13 protein-coding genes are annotated in these 15,099 nt (G+C 73.7%); 7 read left to right on the forward strand and 6 right to left on the reverse strand.

Going from position 1 to position 15,099, the window contains the following annotated elements; genetic code table 11:
• Positions 1-3 precede the first annotated feature (3 nt).
• From ELQ39_RS04915 to ELQ39_RS04930, 4 genes are read right to left on the reverse strand one after another with little or no spacing between them, the layout of a single operon-like run.
• Positions 4-945 carry a S66 peptidase family protein gene (locus ELQ39_RS04915; RefSeq protein WP_242591127.1) on the reverse strand — a complete coding sequence of 314 codons (942 nt, stop codon included), beginning with the start codon at positions 943-945 and terminating at the stop codon, positions 4-6.
• Positions 942-2,894 (reverse strand): LpqB family beta-propeller domain-containing protein, encoded by a 1,953-nt coding sequence (locus ELQ39_RS04920; protein ID WP_190001533.1) that lies wholly within the window; start codon positions 2,892-2,894, stop codon positions 942-944. The genes ELQ39_RS04915 and ELQ39_RS04920 overlap by 4 nt, the downstream gene beginning before the upstream one ends.
• Positions 2,895-2,911: 17 nt before the next feature.
• Complete coding sequence (locus ELQ39_RS04925; protein ID WP_190001532.1) at positions 2,912-4,216, reverse strand: M20/M25/M40 family metallo-hydrolase; 1,305 nt, start codon at positions 4,214-4,216, stop codon at positions 2,912-2,914.
• Positions 4,209-5,042, reverse strand: a complete 834-nt coding sequence (locus ELQ39_RS04930; protein ID WP_242591128.1) for a M55 family metallopeptidase — start codon at positions 5,040-5,042, stop codon at positions 4,209-4,211. Before ELQ39_RS04930 ends, ELQ39_RS04925 begins: the two co-directional genes overlap by 8 nt.
• Positions 5,043-5,217: 175 nt before the next feature.
• Between ELQ39_RS04930 and ELQ39_RS04935 the strand changes: the two genes are divergently transcribed.
• The 7 genes from ELQ39_RS04935 (at position 5,218) to ELQ39_RS04965 (ending at position 11,864) form a co-directional block, all read left to right on the forward strand.
• Positions 5,218-6,111 carry an SDR family oxidoreductase gene (locus tag ELQ39_RS04935; protein ID WP_242591129.1) on the forward strand — a complete coding sequence of 298 codons (894 nt, stop codon included), beginning with the start codon at positions 5,218-5,220 and terminating at the stop codon, positions 6,109-6,111.
• A 208-nt stretch (positions 6,112-6,319) separates the two neighbouring features.
• On the forward strand, positions 6,320-7,504 hold the full coding sequence (locus tag ELQ39_RS04940) for a substrate-binding domain-containing protein (protein WP_190001529.1): 1,185 nt from the start codon (positions 6,320-6,322) through the stop codon (positions 7,502-7,504).
• Positions 7,505-7,506: 2 nt separating this feature from the next.
• Positions 7,507-8,247, forward strand: a complete 741-nt coding sequence (locus tag ELQ39_RS04945; protein ID WP_225641620.1) for an ABC transporter ATP-binding protein — start codon at positions 7,507-7,509, stop codon at positions 8,245-8,247.
• The gene (locus tag ELQ39_RS04950; protein WP_242591130.1) at positions 8,244-8,987 is read left to right on the forward strand and encodes an ABC transporter ATP-binding protein; all 744 of its coding nucleotides are present in this window, start codon (positions 8,244-8,246) and stop codon (positions 8,985-8,987) included. The genes ELQ39_RS04945 and ELQ39_RS04950 overlap by 4 nt, the downstream gene beginning before the upstream one ends.
• Positions 8,987-9,913, forward strand: a complete 927-nt coding sequence (locus tag ELQ39_RS04955) for a branched-chain amino acid ABC transporter permease (protein ID WP_242591131.1) — start codon at positions 8,987-8,989, stop codon at positions 9,911-9,913. The genes ELQ39_RS04950 and ELQ39_RS04955 overlap by 1 nt, the downstream gene beginning before the upstream one ends.
• Positions 9,910-10,977 carry a branched-chain amino acid ABC transporter permease gene (locus ELQ39_RS04960; RefSeq protein WP_242591132.1) on the forward strand — a complete coding sequence of 356 codons (1,068 nt, stop codon included), beginning with the start codon at positions 9,910-9,912 and terminating at the stop codon, positions 10,975-10,977. Before ELQ39_RS04955 ends, ELQ39_RS04960 begins: the two co-directional genes overlap by 4 nt.
• Positions 10,974-11,864, forward strand: a complete 891-nt coding sequence (locus ELQ39_RS04965) for an alpha/beta fold hydrolase (RefSeq protein ID WP_242591133.1) — start codon at positions 10,974-10,976, stop codon at positions 11,862-11,864. Before ELQ39_RS04960 ends, ELQ39_RS04965 begins: the two co-directional genes overlap by 4 nt.
• A gap of 60 nt (positions 11,865-11,924) precedes the next feature.
• Here the strand turns inward: ELQ39_RS04965 and ELQ39_RS04970 are convergent, their stop codons facing one another.
• A complete protein-coding gene (locus ELQ39_RS04970; RefSeq protein ID WP_242591134.1) occupies positions 11,925-14,357 on the reverse strand; it encodes an MFS transporter in 2,433 nt (810 codons plus the stop codon).
• Between the two features lie 175 nt (positions 14,358-14,532).
• Positions 14,533-14,979: an SRPBCC family protein gene (locus ELQ39_RS04975; protein ID WP_019521786.1), complete on the reverse strand. Its 447-nt coding sequence runs from the start codon at positions 14,977-14,979 to the stop codon at positions 14,533-14,535.
• Between the last annotated feature and the right edge of the window lie 120 nt (positions 14,980-15,099).

Below are 15,099 nucleotides of genomic sequence, written 5' to 3' on the forward strand. Positions count from 1 at the left end.
CGCTCAGCTCAGCGCCGGTTCGTCCAGCGTCAGGGTGCCCGCGCCGGCGTCCAGTTCGGCCATGACGCCGAACGGCAGCGTGAGCGCGTCGTCGCAGTGTCCAAAACCGAACTGCTCGGCCACCGGCACCCCGAGCCCGCCGAGCCGGTCCACCAGCAGCGCCCGCACCTTGTCGTACGGGTCGCACTCCGCCCAGGAGCCCAGCAGCAGCCCGGCGACGCCGTCGAGCATCCCGGCGCGCAGCAGCTGGGTGAGGCAGCGGTCGAGGCGGTAGGTCTCCTCCCCCACGTCCTCCAGGCACAGCAGGCCGCCGCGCGCGGAGTCGCGGGTGTGCGGGGTGCCGATGCCGCCGGCGATCAGGGAGAGGCAGCCTCCGAGGGTCACCCCGCGGGCGCGTCCCGGGACCAGCGCGGTGCCGTCGGAGCGGATCGTGCGCACCGACTCGGGGGCGAAGAGCGTGGCCCGCAGGTGTTCCTGGGCACGCGCGCTCTTGACGAAGTCGGCGCCCGCGGCCATCGGCCCGTGCAGCGTGACCAGGCCGAGCCGCACCGCGAACGCCTCGTGCAGCGTGGTGATGTCGCTGAATCCGACGAACGCCTTCGGCCCCGCCGCCCGCATCGCCTCCCAGTCGAGGGCGTCGACCATGCGCTGCGCGCCGTATCCGCCGCGCGCACAGATCACCGCGTCGACGGCCGGGTCGCACCAGGCGTTCTGCAGGTCGGCGGCGCGGTCGGCGTCGCCGGCGGCGAGGTACCCGAACTCGCGGTGCCGGTCGAGGACGTGCGGGGCGGCCACGGGGTCGAGGCCCCAGCCGCGCAGCACGTCGAGCCCGGCCGCGAGCCGCTCCTCGGGGACGGGCCCGCTGGGGGCGACCACGGCCACCCGGGCGCCGGGGGCGAGGCGGGGCGGGCGCCGCAGCGGGGTCAGCGAGGCCGACGTGCTCATGGCTTCAGCTCCAGGGCCGGGATGCCGGGCGCCGTCAGCCCGAACACCTGCGCGTACAGGGAGAGCTCGGCCTCCAGGGCGCGCACCATGGTCTCCGCACGGCGGAAGCCGTGGCCCTCGCCCTCGAAGGTGATGTAGGCGTGCGGGACGCCCCGGCCGGCCAGCCGGGCAAGGAACCGCTCGCACTGCACGGGCGGGCAGATCACGTCGTCCAGCCCTTGGAGCAGGAGGAACGGCGCGCCGAGCCGGTCGGCGTGGGTGACGGGCGAGCGCTCCCGGTACCGCTCGGGCACCTCGGCGCGCGGCCCGATCAGCGTCTCCAGGTACTGCGACTCGAAGTCGTGCGTCTCCCCGGTGCCCCAGCCGGTGAGGTCGAGAACCGGGTAGATGATCGTGCCGCAGGCGTAGACGTCGGTGGTGGTGAGGGAGGCGGCGGTGGTCCATCCGCCGGCGCTGCCGCCGCGGACCGCGAGCCGGTCCGGGTCGGCGACGCCTTCCTCGGCCAGGGCCCGCGCGACGGCGGCGCAGTCCTCGACGTCGACCACGCCCCACTGTTCGCGCAGCCGGTTGCGGTACTCACGGCCGTACCCGGTGGAGCCGCCGTAGTTGACCTCGGCGACGCCGATGCCGCGTGAGGTGAAGTAGGCGATCTCCAGGTCGAGGACCAACGGGAAGCGGCCGGTGGGTCCGCCGTGCGCCCAGATCACGTACGGGGGCAGCTCGCCGGCGGGGCCGGTGCAGTCGGGGTTGCGCGGCGGGTACACCTGGGCGTGGATCTCCCGGCCGTCGGGTCCGGTGAAGGTGCGGACCTCGGGCTCGGGATAGTGGGCGGGGTCCACGGCGTCGCGGTGGGCCGCGCCGATCACCCGGGCCCGGCCGGTGCGGGTGTCCAGCTCCACGACCTCGTAGGAGCTGTGCGGGCTCGCGCCGACGGCGACGACCCGCTCGCCGAGCGCGGCGAGGGTGGGGCCGAACTCGCTCCACGGTCCCGCGGCGTCGACGACCTCGCACGTCTCCGGGTCGAGCACGGCGAGCCGCTGGGCGCCCTCGCCGTGCAGGACGGCGATCAGTCCGCCGTCCAGCGGGGCGAACCAGCGCTGGCCCAGCTTCCACAGCGGCCCGGCGAACTCCTCGGGGCGCGGGCAGACGGGCTCGCCGTCCCGGTAGAGGTTCCACCAGCCGGTGCGGTCGCTGGCGTACAGCAGGCGGTTGTCGTGGGTCCAGTCGGCCTGCGGTACGGACTCCTCGGGCCCGCCGGCCACGGTGCGGGCGCCGGTCAGGGTGCCGTCCGCGGCGACGTCGGCGACGATCAGCTCGGTGCCGTCCCAGGGCATGCGGGGGTGGTCCCAGCCGATCCAGGCGGCGCGTGTCCCGTCGGGCGAGAGCCGCGGTCCGGTGAGGAACCGGTGCCGCTCCCCGGTCAGCTCGCGGACCTCGCCCCGGTCCCCGGCGGCGGACCCGTCGAGGGGGACGGCGGCGAGCACCCGGCGCACGTCGCTCGGGCCGTCGCCGGTGAACTCCTCCAGGACGCACCACACCTCGCCGCGCTCCGGCAGCACGACGGGCTCGGCCCAGCGCAGTCCCGGGCCGACCGGCGACACCGGCGTGAGGGGGACCGGCTCGGCGCCCGGCTCCCAGCGGTAGAGGCGCTGGTCGGGGAAGTGCGCGAACACCACGAGCGGCACGCCGTCGCGCACGGCGCCCGCCCAGGGGTGGCCGCCGTACTCGATGACGCGGCTGCGGACGTTCCACGGGGCGGGCAGGACGGATTCCTCGGTGCCGTCCGCGTGCCGCCGCACCAGGGTGCGCCGGCCCGCCTCGGCGGGCCGGGGTTCGGTCCACCACACCTCGTCCCCGACGAAGCCCACGTACTCGGGGCTGCCGTCGTGGGCCGCGGCCGTGGCCGCGTCGACGGGCGAGGGCCACTCGCCGAACGCCAGGGTCTGCACTGTCTCCCCCACTCGCTTCAGACCGACCGCAGGAACCGGTCGAGCACCTGGACACCGAACTGGAGCGCCTCGACCGGCACGCGCTCGTCCACGCCGTGGAAGAGGGCCTGGTAGTCGAAGCCCTCGGGCAGCTTCAGCGGCGCGAAGCCGTACCCGGTGATGCCGAGCCGGGCGAACTGCTTGGCGTCCGTACCGCCGGACATGCAGTACGGCACGGTGTGCGCCTCGGGCGCGAACGCCTGCACGGCCTCCCGCATCGCGGCGAACGTCGGGGAGTCCACCGGCGCCTGGAGGGCGATCTCGCGGTGGGCGAACTCCCAGTCGACGTCGGGGCCGGTGAGCCGGTCCATGGTGGCCCGGAACTCGTCCTCGGTGTCCGGCAGGAACCGCCCGTCGACGTGCGCGACGGCCTCGCCGGGGATCACGTTGACCTTGTAGCCGGCGTCGAGCATCGTCGGGTTGCTGCTGTTGCGGACGGTGGCCTCGACCAGCTTGGCCGCCCCGCCGAGCTTGTCCAGCAGGGCGTCCACGTCGGACAGGTCGGTCTCGATGCCGTACACGGCGGCGATCTCGGTCAGCGCGGCGCGCACCGTCGGGGTGAGCCGCAGCGGCCACTCGTGCTCGCCGATGCGGGTGATGGCGGCGGCGAGACGGGTGACCGCGTTCTCCCGGTTGACCTTGGAGCCGTGTCCGGCGCGGCCGCGGGCGGTGAGCTTCATCCAGCCGGTGCCGCGCTCGCCGGCCCCGATCGGGTAGAACTGCCGTCCCTGCCCGTCGTGGAAGGTGTACGCGCCGGACTCGCTGACGCCCTCGGTGCAGCCCTCGAAGAGGTGCGCGTGCCGGTCGGCGAGGAAGCCCGCGCCGTCCACGGCGCTGGCCTCCTCGTCGGCGGTGAACGCGATGACGATGTCCCGGCGCGGCCGCACGCCCTCGCGGGCCCAGGAGCGCACCACGGACAGGATCATCGCGTCCATGTTCTTCATGTCGACGGCGCCGCGTCCCCAGACCACGCCGTCGCGGATCTCCCCGGAGAAGGGGTGCACGCTCCAGTCGGCGGGCTCGGCCGGGACGACGTCCAGGTGGCCGTGGAGCAGCAGCGCGTCGGCCGACGGGTCGGTGCCCTCCAGCCGCGCCACGACGTTGGTCCGGCCCAGGGTGCGCTCCAGCATGACCGGCTCCAGGCCGGCCTCGGCGAGCCGCGCCGCCGCGTACTCGGCGGCGGGACGCTCCTGGCAGTCGCCCCCGCCCCGGTTCGTCGTGTCGATCCTGATGAGGTCGGACGTGAAGGTCACGACCTCGTCCAGGGCGAGCTGGTCAGCCATACTGCTCCTCCACCGCGGCCGAGGCGATCGTGGTGACCGCCTTGAAGGTGCGGATTGCGTCGTACATGGTCTCGCTGGTGTAGATCACCTTGCGCTCGCCGCTCCGGGTCACGCCCGGCACGACGGTGACGGCGCCGGCCAGATGCTCGGCATCGAACTCCACCGCCACGGTGAAGGGCCCGCCGCCGGCCGGCTCCCGGCGCACGGCCAGCGCGGCCGCCTCCTTGGCCGCCGCGTGGATGTCGGCGGCCGTCCGGGAGGGGGTGCGGCACACGGCGGCGTACCGCGACACGTGGTCCTTCACGGCGACCTTCAGCGCCTCGGGCGCGTAGCCCAGGGCGTCCTCGCAGGCCACGTCGTCGCCGGTGACGAGGATCACCGGGACTCCGTACTCGGCGGCCACGTGGGCGTTGAGCAGGCCCTCGCTGGCGCGCACGCCGTTGAGCCACACGCCCGTGACGGAGTTGGCGAGGAAGGTGTGCGCGAGGACACCTTCCATGCCGGCGCCCGCGTGGTAGCCGACGAAGGCGATGCCGTCGACGTCGCCGCGCTGGACGCCCTCCACCATGGACAGCGCCTTGTGCCGGCCGGTGAGCATCTCGGCGCGCTCGTCGAGCCGCTCCAGCAGCAGGTTGCGCATGGTCCAGTGGGCCTCGTTGATCAGCACCTCGTCGGCTCCGCCGTCGAAGAAGCCGCGCACGGCGGCGTCCACGTCGGAGGTGAACATCGACCGGCACCGCTCCCACTGGGGCGTCCCCGGCAGGACGTCGGCCGGCCAGGTGACACCGGTGGCGCCCTCCATGTCGGCGCTGATGAGGATCTTCATGGCGCACACGCTACGTCGTCCCGCATCGCTGCGGCCACCCTGTGGATAACTCCCACTGGTCCAGACCACCGACGCCCTCCGTCCGCCCCGGCCCGCACCGCCCGACCTGCGCGGATGCCCGGCCGGACCTACGGTGAACGGGACGAACGCCCGTCATGGAGCACAGGAGCGTCGCATGCCGCGGACCCGGAACCCGCTGGACGGAAGGACCGCCGTCGTCACCGGCGCGGCCCGCGGCCTGGGCGCGGCGCTCGCCCGCGAGCTGTCCGCGCGCGGCATGAAGGTGGCGCTGCTCGGGCGGGAGGAGCGGACGCTGCGGCAGGTGCGGGACGAACTGCCCGGCGAGGGCGGCTGCTGGGAGGTCGACGTCACGGACGACGAGGGCCTGGCGGAGACCGGCACGGACATCCGGGCGCGTCTCGGGCCGCCGTCGGTCGTGGTCGCCAACGCGGGGGTCGCCGAGGGCGGGCCGTTCGCCGAGTCCGACCCTGCGGTGTGGCGGCGGGTGATCGAGGTGAACCTGATCGGCAGCGCGGCCACCGCCCGCACGTTCATCGGCGATCTGACCGCCACCGGCGGCTGCTTCCTCCAGGTGGCGTCGCTGGCGTCGATCGGCGCGGCGCCGATGATGAGCGCGTACTGCGCGTCCAAGGCGGGCGTCGAGTCGTTCGCGCACTCCCTGCGGGCGGAGATGGCGCACCGTCAGGTGGCCGTGTCCGTCGCCTACATCAACTGGACCGACACGGACATGATCCGCGGTGTGGACGAGCACGTGGTGCTGCGCGAGCTGCGCGGTCACATGCCGCCGCCCGCGCGGAAGGTGTACCCGGTGGAGCACGTGGCGGGGCGGCTGGTGGACGCGGTGGAGCGGCGGCGCCCCTCGGTGTACGTACCCGGGTGGCTGCGCGCGACCCAGCTGGTGCGCTGGGCGATGCCGCCGGTGGTGACGGCGCTGTCCCGGCGTGAACTGCCGCGGCTTGCGGCCGCCGAGCCGTTCGAGGCGACCGGGCTGCTGGGCGCCGGCGGTCTCGCGGACCAGGCCGCCGCCCGGAACCGCCGGACCTCCTGACCGGCGCGCGCTCCCCGTCCCTTCCTCTACTCGCACCTCAACGACGTGTGTAGGCACCACGGTTGAACGGTGTCACGTGTGTGCGGCCCACATTGTGGCCGGATCTGACGCGGATCACACTGCCGGTTACCGCTCAGCGCACAGTGATCATCCGTGACGGATCGTGCCGCTGGCGTCGTCCGCCGTCGCACCGAGGAGCCGTACGGTCATGCGTAGACCCCTTTTCCTGTCCGCCGCCGTGGCCCTGCTCGCCACCGCCTTCACCGCCGGCTGCTCCAGCCCGGGCAGCGGCGCCGCCTCCGGCGCCGAGGAGGTGAAGGTCGCCCTCATCACCTCCACCAGCGGCCCGCTGGCCTCGTACGGCGAGCAGTACCTGCGCGGCTTCGAGGCCGGCCTCGACCACGCGACCGACGGCACCGGCGCCGTCGACGGCGTGGAGATCACCGTGCTCGAGGACGACGACGGCGGCGACCCGGCCAAGGGCGTCTCCCTGGCCAAGAAGCGCATCGGGCAGGGCGTGCCGATCATCGCGGGCTCCGCCGTCTCCGGCGTGGCCACGCAGATCGCGCCCGTCGCGGCGCAGAACAAGACCCTCTACATCAGCGGACCCGCGGCGACGGACGCGCTGACCGGCGTCAACCGCTACACCTTCCGCTCCGGCCGGCAGACCTACCAGGACGTGCTGACCGCGAAGAACATCCTGGGCGGATCGAAGGGCAAGAAGGTCGTGGTGCTGGCCCAGGACAACGCCTTCGGCCAGGCCAACGCCGCCGCGGTGAAGTCCGTCCTCGGCACCGGCGGCACCACCGTGAGCGAGGTGCTGGCACCGCCCGCCGCCACCGATCTGACCCCGGTGGCGAGCAAGGTGAAGGCGGCCCGGCCCGACATGGTGTTCGTCGCGTGGGCCGGGGACACCGCCCAGTCGATGTGGTCCACCCTCGACCAGCAGGGCGTGCTCGACGCCGCCACCGTCGTCACCGGACTGGACAGCAGGGCGAGTTACCCGGTCTTCGGCAAGGCGCGGGAGAAGGTCACGCTCCTCGCGCACTACGTGCCCGGCGCCGCGGACACCCCGGAGGCGCAGGCGATGCGGACATACTTCAAGGCGAAGAAGTGGGAGGAGGACCTGTTCACCCCGGACGGGTTCAACGCGGCGCAGATGGTCGTCGAGGCGGTCCGCGCGGGCGGCGCGAAGGGCGACACGGACGCCATGGTGAAGGCGCTGGAGGGCTTCTCGTTCTCCGGTGTGAAGGGGCCGAACACCGTGCGGGCCGCCGACCACGCGCTGCTCCAGCCCACGTTCCAGGCGCGGTTCACCGGCGAGGGCACACCGCGGGTGGCGCGGACCTTCCCGGCCGAGCAGGTCGCCCCCGCCGAGACGAGGATCGGCTGAGCATGACGCCCGTACTGCAACTGGACCGGCTGTGCTGGTCGGTGGGGGGAGCCGACATCATCGACGGGGTGTCGCTCGCCGTGCGCGAGGGCGAACTCCTCGCCGTGATCGGCCCCAACGGGGCGGGCAAGACCTCCCTGTTCAACCTGATCACCGGGCTGACCCGGCCGACCGGCGGCGCCGTCCTGCTCGACGGCCACGACATCACCGCCCTGCCCCCGCACCGCCGGGTGCGCCGGGGCATCGGGCGGACCTTCCAGTCGTCCTCGGTGTTCCCCACGATGACGGTCGCCGAGCACGTCGACCTGGCCGCGCGGTCCGCCGGTGTGCGCCGGGTCGGCGCGGCGGACGTCACCGGTGTGCTGGAGCGGGTCCGGCTGGCGCACCGCGCCGGGGATCTCGCGGCCGGCCTCTCCCACGGCGACAAGCGCAAGCTGGAGCTGGCGATGCTGCTCGCGCCCACCCTCGGCGCGGGCACGGCCGGGGCGCGGCTGATGCTGCTGGACGAGCCGATGGCCGGGGTGGCCTCGGAGGAGACCGCCGAACTCACCGGTCTGATCCGGTCGTTGCACCGCGACGAGGGCCGCACGGTGCTGCTGGTCGAGCACCACATGGACGTGGTCCTCGGCCTCGCCGACCGGGTCGCCGTGATGCACCACGGGCGGCTGCTCGCCGCCGCGAGCCCCGCCGAGGTGATGGCGGACGCCACCGTCCAGCAGGCCTATCTGGGAGACGAGCTGTGACCGCGCCACCGATCCTGCGCGTCGAGGGCCTCGACGTGGACATCGCCGGGTCACACATCCTCACCGGGGTCACCTTCGACGTGCCCGCCTCCGGCGTGACCGCGCTGCTGGGCCGCAACGGCGTCGGCAAGACCACCACCATCCGCGCGGTGCTGGGGCTGCTGCCCGACGGCGGCCGGGTCACCGCGGGCCGCGTCACCTTCGCCGGCGACGACATCACCCACGAGCCCACCCACCGCACCGTCCGCCGCGGCATCGGCTACGCGCCCGAGGACCGCGGGGTGTTCGCCGGGCTCACCGTCGCCGAGAACCTCGCACTGGCCGAACGCCCGGGCCACGAGCACCGCTACGACCTGGTGCACGACCTGTTCCCGGAACTCGCCGCCCGCCGCGACCAGCGCGCCGGCACCCTGTCCGGCGGCCAGCAGCAGATGGTCGCCCTCGCCCGGACCCTGCTCAACGACAACACCCTCGTCGTCGTCGTCGACGAACCCACCAAGGGGCTCGCGCCCCGGGTGGTCACCGAGGCCGCCGAGGTGCTCGAACGAGTCGCCGCACGCGTGCCGTTGCTGCTGGTCGAGCAGAACCTCGCCGTGGTGCGCCGGCTGGCGCGCAGCGCGGTGGTGCTGGACGCCGGCCGGGTCGTGCACACCGGCGACGCCCGCGACCTGCTCGCCGACACCGCCCGTACGACCGCGCTGCTGGGTGTCGGCAGCCGCCCGGACCACGGAGCCGCCTGATGGACACCCTCGTCCTGCTCACCCTGACCGGACTGGGCCTCGGAGCCCTCTACTTCCTCATCGCCTCCGGACTGGCGCTGATCTTCGGGCTGATGGACGTGCTGAACTTCGCGCACGGCGCGTTCCTCACCGTCTCCGTCTACACCGCCTGGCGCACCGCCGAGACGGTCGGCGGGATGCCGGGGCTGCTGCTCGCCGCAGTGGTGGGCACCCTCACCGGGCTGCTGCTCGCGGCCGTGGTCGAACTGGTCCTCATCCGGCGGCTGTACGGCCGGGTCAAGGAGCAGATCCTGGTGACCGTCGGCCTGTCGCTCGCCGTCCCGGCGCTGGTGCAGACCGTGTGGGGCGCCGACGCCCGGCCGTTCCCGGTGCCCGACGCGCTCGCCGACACCGTGGGCGTCCTCGGGGCGCGCGTTCCGGTGAACCGGTTCCTGCTCGTCGCGGTGGCCCTGCTGGTCCTCGCCGGCATCCGCCTCTTCCTGTCCCGCACCCGCTACGGGCTGATCGTCCGCGCCGGGGTCGAGGACCGCGCGATGGTCACGGCGCTCGGCATCGACGTCACCCGCGCCTTCACCCTGGTGTTCGCACTCGGCGGCGCCCTCGCGGGCCTGGCCGGCGTGCTCGGCGGCCTCTACTTCGGCTCCCTTTCGCCCCACCAGGGGACCTCGCTGCTGGTGTTCGCGTTCGTCGTGGTGATCATCGGCGGTCTCGTCTCCATCACCAGCGTCGCGCTGTCCGCGCTCACCGTGGGCCTGGTGCAGCAGTACGCCAACTACTACGCGGGCGGCTACGGCGACCTGGCCGTCGTGGTCCTGCTGGCCGCGGTGGTGCTGTCCCGGCCGGCCGCCGGGACCGGGTCGCCGCTGACGCGGCTGCGCCGCGCGCTCACCGCACCCCGCACCCGATCCGCAGGAGGCACGGCATGACCGCCACCCGCACCCCGCGGGCCACCCCCGCCGCCCCGGCGCCGGCCGTGAAGGACACCCCGGGCACGCAGCACGGGCTGCTGCGCAGGCTGCGTCCGGCGACCGTCCCGGTGGCGGTGCTGCTGGTCCTCGCGCTGCTGCCGTACTCGGCGCTGGACATCCCGGTGCTGCTCGACGGACCCGTCAACTCCCCCGGCTCGCTCCAGCTGTTCGCGCTGTGCCTGGTATTCGGCGCGCTCGCGCTCGGCTACGACCTGATGTTCGGCCGCACCGGGCTGCTGTCCTTCGGACACGCCCTCTACATCGCCGGCGGCAGCTACGGCACCCAGCTCGCGATGACCGAGCTGGGCCTGGGGCTGCTGCCCGCCGCACTGCTCACCCTGGTGCTCGGGGCACTGGCCGCCCTCGTCCTGGGCGCCGTGTCGCTCCGCACCCTCGCCCTCGGCAGCGTCGGTTTCGCGATGGTCACCCTTGCCTTCGCGCAGGCGGGCTCCATCTACGTGGAGCGCAACCCGGGCGGCCTCACCGGCGGCGAGGAAGGCCTGCCGCTGTACGTCGACGGGGTGCCGGACGCCCTGGTCGGGGTGCAGAACACCGCGAACGTGTACTGGCTGGCGCTCGCCTACCTGGTCCTGGTGGCGGGCGTGGTGTGGACGGTGACCGCGCGCCCGGCCGGCCGGGTCTGGCAGGCGATCCGGGACAACGAGCAGCGGGTGGCCGTCCTCGGCCGCAGCCCGTTCGCGCACAAGCTGGGCGCGTTCGTGCTGGCGTCGTCGCTGGCCGTGCTCGGCGGGGTGCTGCACCTGCTGGTCACCGCGGGCGCCACTCCGCACACCTCCACGCCCGAGTTCACCCTCACCCTGCTGGTGATGGTGGTCCTCGGCGGCAGCGGCACCCGCTGGGGGCCGGTCGTGGGCGGGGTGCTGTTCACCTACCTCGACCAAAGGCTCGGCGGCTGGGACCTGGGGGTGGAACCGATGCTGGTCCTGGGCAGCCTCTTCGTCCTGGCCGTCTATCTGGCCCCCGGCGGCATCACCGCCCTCGGCCGAAGGAGACACGCATGACCACGTCCGGGTCCGCCCTCACGCGGGACCTCATCGCCCCCGTGCGGGGCGGCCGGCTCGCCGTCACCCACTGGCCGGGCGACGGCCCTCCCGTCGTCGCCCTGCACGGCATCACCGCCAACTCGCTCGCCTTCGCCGCGCTGGCCGGCGCCCTGCCCGGCGTCGACCTCTACGCCCCCGACCTGCGGGGCCGGGCCGGGAGCGCGGAGCTGCCAGGACCGTACGGGCTGGGCGCGCACGTCGACGACACGGTGGCGCTGCTCGACCACCTGGGGCTGGAGCGGGCGGTGCTGGTGGGCCACTCGATGGGGGCCTTCGTCGCCGCGCTGGCCGCAGCCCGGCACCCGGGCCGTTTCCCGCGCGTGGTACTGGTCGACGGCGGGCTGGGCTTCCCGCCGCCCGGAGGGACCGACATCGACGCGCTGCTGAGGGCGGTGATCGGCCCGGCGATGGACCGGCTGTCGATGACGTTCGCGAGCGCGGAGGACTATCTGGCGTTCTTCCGCGCCCACCCGGCGCTCGGCCCGCACTGGGGGCCGCACGTGGCCGGCTATGTGACACGGGACCTGACGGGCCGGGCGCCGGAGCTGCGCAGCAGCTGTGTGCTGGACGCGGTGCGCGCGGACGGCGCGGACGTCCTGGGGGACGCGGAGACGCTGGCCGCGGTGCACCAGCCGCAGGTGCGCGGTGAACTGCTGTGGGCGGAGCGGGGGTTGCTCGACGAGCCGCGGGCGCTGTACGACACCGGGCGGGTCGCCGCGGCGGCCCTGGACCCGGCGCGGATGCCGGCCCGCCGGATCGACGGCACCAACCACTACTCGGTTCTCTTCCCGCCGGCCGTGGAGGAGGTCGCCGCCGCCGTACGGGACGCCCTGGCCGAGGGGTGAGGGGGATGGCGGACCGAAGCCGAGGAGGGGGCGGCTCCGGTCCACCGGCACGGGGGCGGGTCAGTCCTCGTGTCCCAGTTGGAGGTCGCGTTCGGTGCGACCCCCGCCGGCCACCTGGAGCACGGTGGCGACCGGCGGGTAGCCGGCGGCGATGACCGTGTACTCGCCGGAGGACAGGTCCACGAAGCGGAAGGTGCCGTCGGGCCCGGTGGTGAGGGTGTCCACGACGTTGCCCGCCGCGTCGAGCAGCGTGACCCGCGCGTCCTCCACCGGCCGTCCGCCGCCGGCGCGCACGGTGCCGCGGAGCACGGCGCCGCCCGCCAGTTCGACGTCCTGGCGCGTCTCACGGGCGGCCTGCACGGTGACGGGAAGCGCGGCCGGACGGAAGGCGGGCGCGCTGGCGGCGAGGGTGTACTCGCCCGCCACGAGTTCGCTGATGACGTAGCCGCCCTCGCGGCCGCTGCGGGTGCCGGCCACGACCTCGCCGTGCACGTTGGTGAGGGTGACTGCGGCGTCCCGCACGGGCGTGCCGTCGGCGGTGACGACGCTGCCCGCGAGCCGGCCGGCGCCGCCGAGCACCACGTCGAGCTCGACGGGCCGCTCGCCGACGGTCACGGAGACCGCCTGCGGCTGGTGGCCGCCCGCGGCGGCGATCAGGACGTAGGAGCCCGGTCCGGGGGTGGCCAGCGCGTACCGCCCGTCGGCGCCGCTCGCGCCGCGTCCGGTCTGCTGCCCCTGGACGTCGATGAGGGTGAGCGCCGCGCGGGGCACGGGCGTGCCGTCGGGGTGCTGGACGCTGCCGCAGACGGGGATGCCGCCGCTGTGCGCACTGCGCGCCTGCGGTACGCGCGCCTCGAGGTGCGGTGCTTCGTGGGCCGGGTCGGCGGTGGGGGTGTGGTGGGACACCAGTGGTTTCTCCTTGAGGAAGAAGGCGATGAGCAGGCCGAGGACGAGCACCGGCACGAGGTAGAGGAAGATGCGCGGCATGGCGTCCGCGTAGGCCTGGACGTAGGCGTCGCGCAGCTCCGGCGGCAGGGCGTGCACGAGTTCGGGGGTGATCGACTCGGCGTCGGCCGGCGTCCCTTCGACGTCCGAGGGGAGCCGCTCGGCGAGCGCGTCGGTGAGCCGGCCGGCGAACAGGGTGCCGAAGACGGCGGCGCCGACGCTGCCGCCGATCTGCCGGAAGTAGTTGTTGGCGCTGGTGGCGGTGCCGAGGTCCGCGGGGCGCACGGAGTTCTGCACGGCGAGGACGAGGACCGGCATGACCATGCCGATGCCGGCGCCGAGGACGAACATCCAGACGCTGTAGTGCAGCCGGGGCGTGCCCGTCTCCAGACGGGACAGCAACCACATGCCGGCGACGGACAGGGCGGTGCCGACGATGGGGTGGCTGCGGTAGCGCCCGGAACGGCTGATCATCTGCCCGGAGACGATGGACGTGCCGACGATGCCGCCCATCATGGGCAGCATCAGCAGTCCTGACTCGGTCGCCGAGGCCCCGTCGACCATCTGCAGGTAGGTGGGCAGATAGCTCGCGGCGCCGAACAGGGCGACGCCGACGACCAGGCCCACCAGACCGGTGACGTTGAAGACGGAGTCGCGGAAGAGCCGCAGCGGGATGAGCGGTTCGACCGCGAACCGCTCGACGACGAGGAAGGCGGCGGTGGCCGCGACGGCACCGGCGCCGAGACCCAGCACGACGCGGGAGTCCCAGGCGTACTCGGTGCCGCCCCAGCTGGTGAGCAGGACCAGGCAGGTGGACGCGGCGGTGAGCAACAGCGTGCCGAGCACGTCGAAGCGGCGCCTGCCCGTCGGTTTGGGCAGCTTCAGCACGAGGGCGACGACGACCATGGTGACCAGGCCGAAGGGCACGTTGATGTAGAAGCACCAGCGCCAGGTCAGATGGTCGGTGAAGTAGCCGCCGAGCAGCGGCCCGGCGACGGACGCGAGTCCGAAGGCGGCGCCGATGAGCCCCATGAAGCGGCCGCGCTGCCGTGCGGGCACGATGTCCGCGATGATCGCCTGGACGCCGATCATCAGACCGCCCGCGCCGACGCCCTGCACCGCGCGGTAGGCGATGAGCTGGTCCATCGTGGTGGCGCGGCCGGCCAGGGCGGAGCCGACGACGAAGACGAGGATGGCGAACTGGAAGACGCCCTTACGGCCGAGCTGGTCGCCGAGCTTGCCGTACACCGGCAGTCCGACGGTGGAGGTGAGCAGATAGGCGGTGATCGCCCAGGACATCTTGTCGAGGCCGTGCAGCTCGCCGACGATCCTCGGCAGTGCCGTGGCGACGATCATCTGCTCGAGCGCGGCGAGCAGCAGCGCCAGCATCAGCGCCAGGAAGACGAGCCGGACCCGGGCGGGGCTCAGGACCGGCCCGCTCTCCGGGGCCGGGGACGGGGGGTCCCCGGCCGTCTGCACGGGGGGCGGCGGCGCCCCGTCCGATGGAGCCGTGACCGGCTCGTCCTGCGTCAGAGTGATCCCGCCCACGTGCCGCTCCCCTCGTCGCACTGCTGGACAATTCCCGCGTAAAAGCGACAACTACGAGCAAGCGCGACGAGTTACGGCACAGAGTCGGTCCGTCGAGAGATCACCCGAACCGGTGACGGAAGCGCCAACTCCATTTCGCCGGGACGGAGTTGGCCGAAAGCAGCGCGACCGGGGACTACTGCTTCCCGACCTCGGCGTCCAGTCGGGCCAGCACCGCGTCGTAGATACGGGCGAGGCCCTTGGGGGCGAAGGTGCGCTCGAAGAAGCCGCCGATGCCGCCCGCGCCGTTCCACACGGAGGTCACGACGACCCGGGCACGGCCCTCGCCGGCCGGGGTGACCCGCCAGGTGGTGACCATGGAGGAGTTGCGGTCCTTCTCGACCAGCTCGCCGTCGGTGGGCTCGGTGACCTCCAGCAGGCAGTCGCGCACCCGCTTGCTGGTGGCCTGGAGCTTCCAGTGCACGAGGGTGCCCTCGCCGTCGCCGCCCTCGCGGACCTCGTACTCGCTGAACTGCTCGGGCAGCAGCTTGGCGCGGGTGCCGCTGTAGTCGGCGAGGGCGTCGAACACCGTGTCCGCGTCCGCCGCGACGATCCGCTCCGTAGTGGCCTCGACCTGCGCCATCGCATTCCTCCAGGGCTGGGTTCTCCAGGGTCGGGGCACAGCCAACCACCCCCGCGCCCGCCGCCCAAATCGAGGTCCGGAACTGACCGAAGATGTCGCTCGCACGATCAAGGGAACATG

The organism is Streptomyces sp. GB4-14 (genome assembly GCF_022696125.1).
GTDB lineage: Bacteria > Actinomycetota > Actinomycetes > Streptomycetales > Streptomycetaceae > Streptomyces > Streptomyces werraensis.

Coding starts and splice junctions, on each gene's coding strand:
- ELQ39_RS04915 (WP_242591127.1), bottom strand. CDS start 945: ATGAGCACGTCGGCCTCGCTGACCCCGCTGCGGCGCCCGCCCCGCCTC.
- ELQ39_RS04925 (WP_190001532.1), bottom strand. CDS start 4,216: ATGGCTGACCAGCTCGCCCTGGACGAGGTCGTGACCTTCACGTCCGAC.
- ELQ39_RS04930 (WP_242591128.1), bottom strand. CDS start 5,042: ATGAAGATCCTCATCAGCGCCGACATGGAGGGCGCCACCGGTGTCACC.
- ELQ39_RS04935 (WP_242591129.1), top strand. CDS start 5,218: ATGCCGCGGACCCGGAACCCGCTGGACGGAAGGACCGCCGTCGTCACC.
- ELQ39_RS04940 (WP_190001529.1), top strand. CDS start 6,320: ATGCGTAGACCCCTTTTCCTGTCCGCCGCCGTGGCCCTGCTCGCCACC.
- ELQ39_RS04945 (WP_225641620.1), top strand. CDS start 7,507: ATGACGCCCGTACTGCAACTGGACCGGCTGTGCTGGTCGGTGGGGGGA.
- ELQ39_RS04955 (WP_242591131.1), top strand. CDS start 8,987: ATGGACACCCTCGTCCTGCTCACCCTGACCGGACTGGGCCTCGGAGCC.
- ELQ39_RS04960 (WP_242591132.1), top strand. CDS start 9,910: ATGACCGCCACCCGCACCCCGCGGGCCACCCCCGCCGCCCCGGCGCCG.
- ELQ39_RS04965 (WP_242591133.1), top strand. CDS start 10,974: ATGACCACGTCCGGGTCCGCCCTCACGCGGGACCTCATCGCCCCCGTG.
- ELQ39_RS04975 (WP_019521786.1), bottom strand. CDS start 14,979: ATGGCGCAGGTCGAGGCCACTACGGAGCGGATCGTCGCGGCGGACGCG.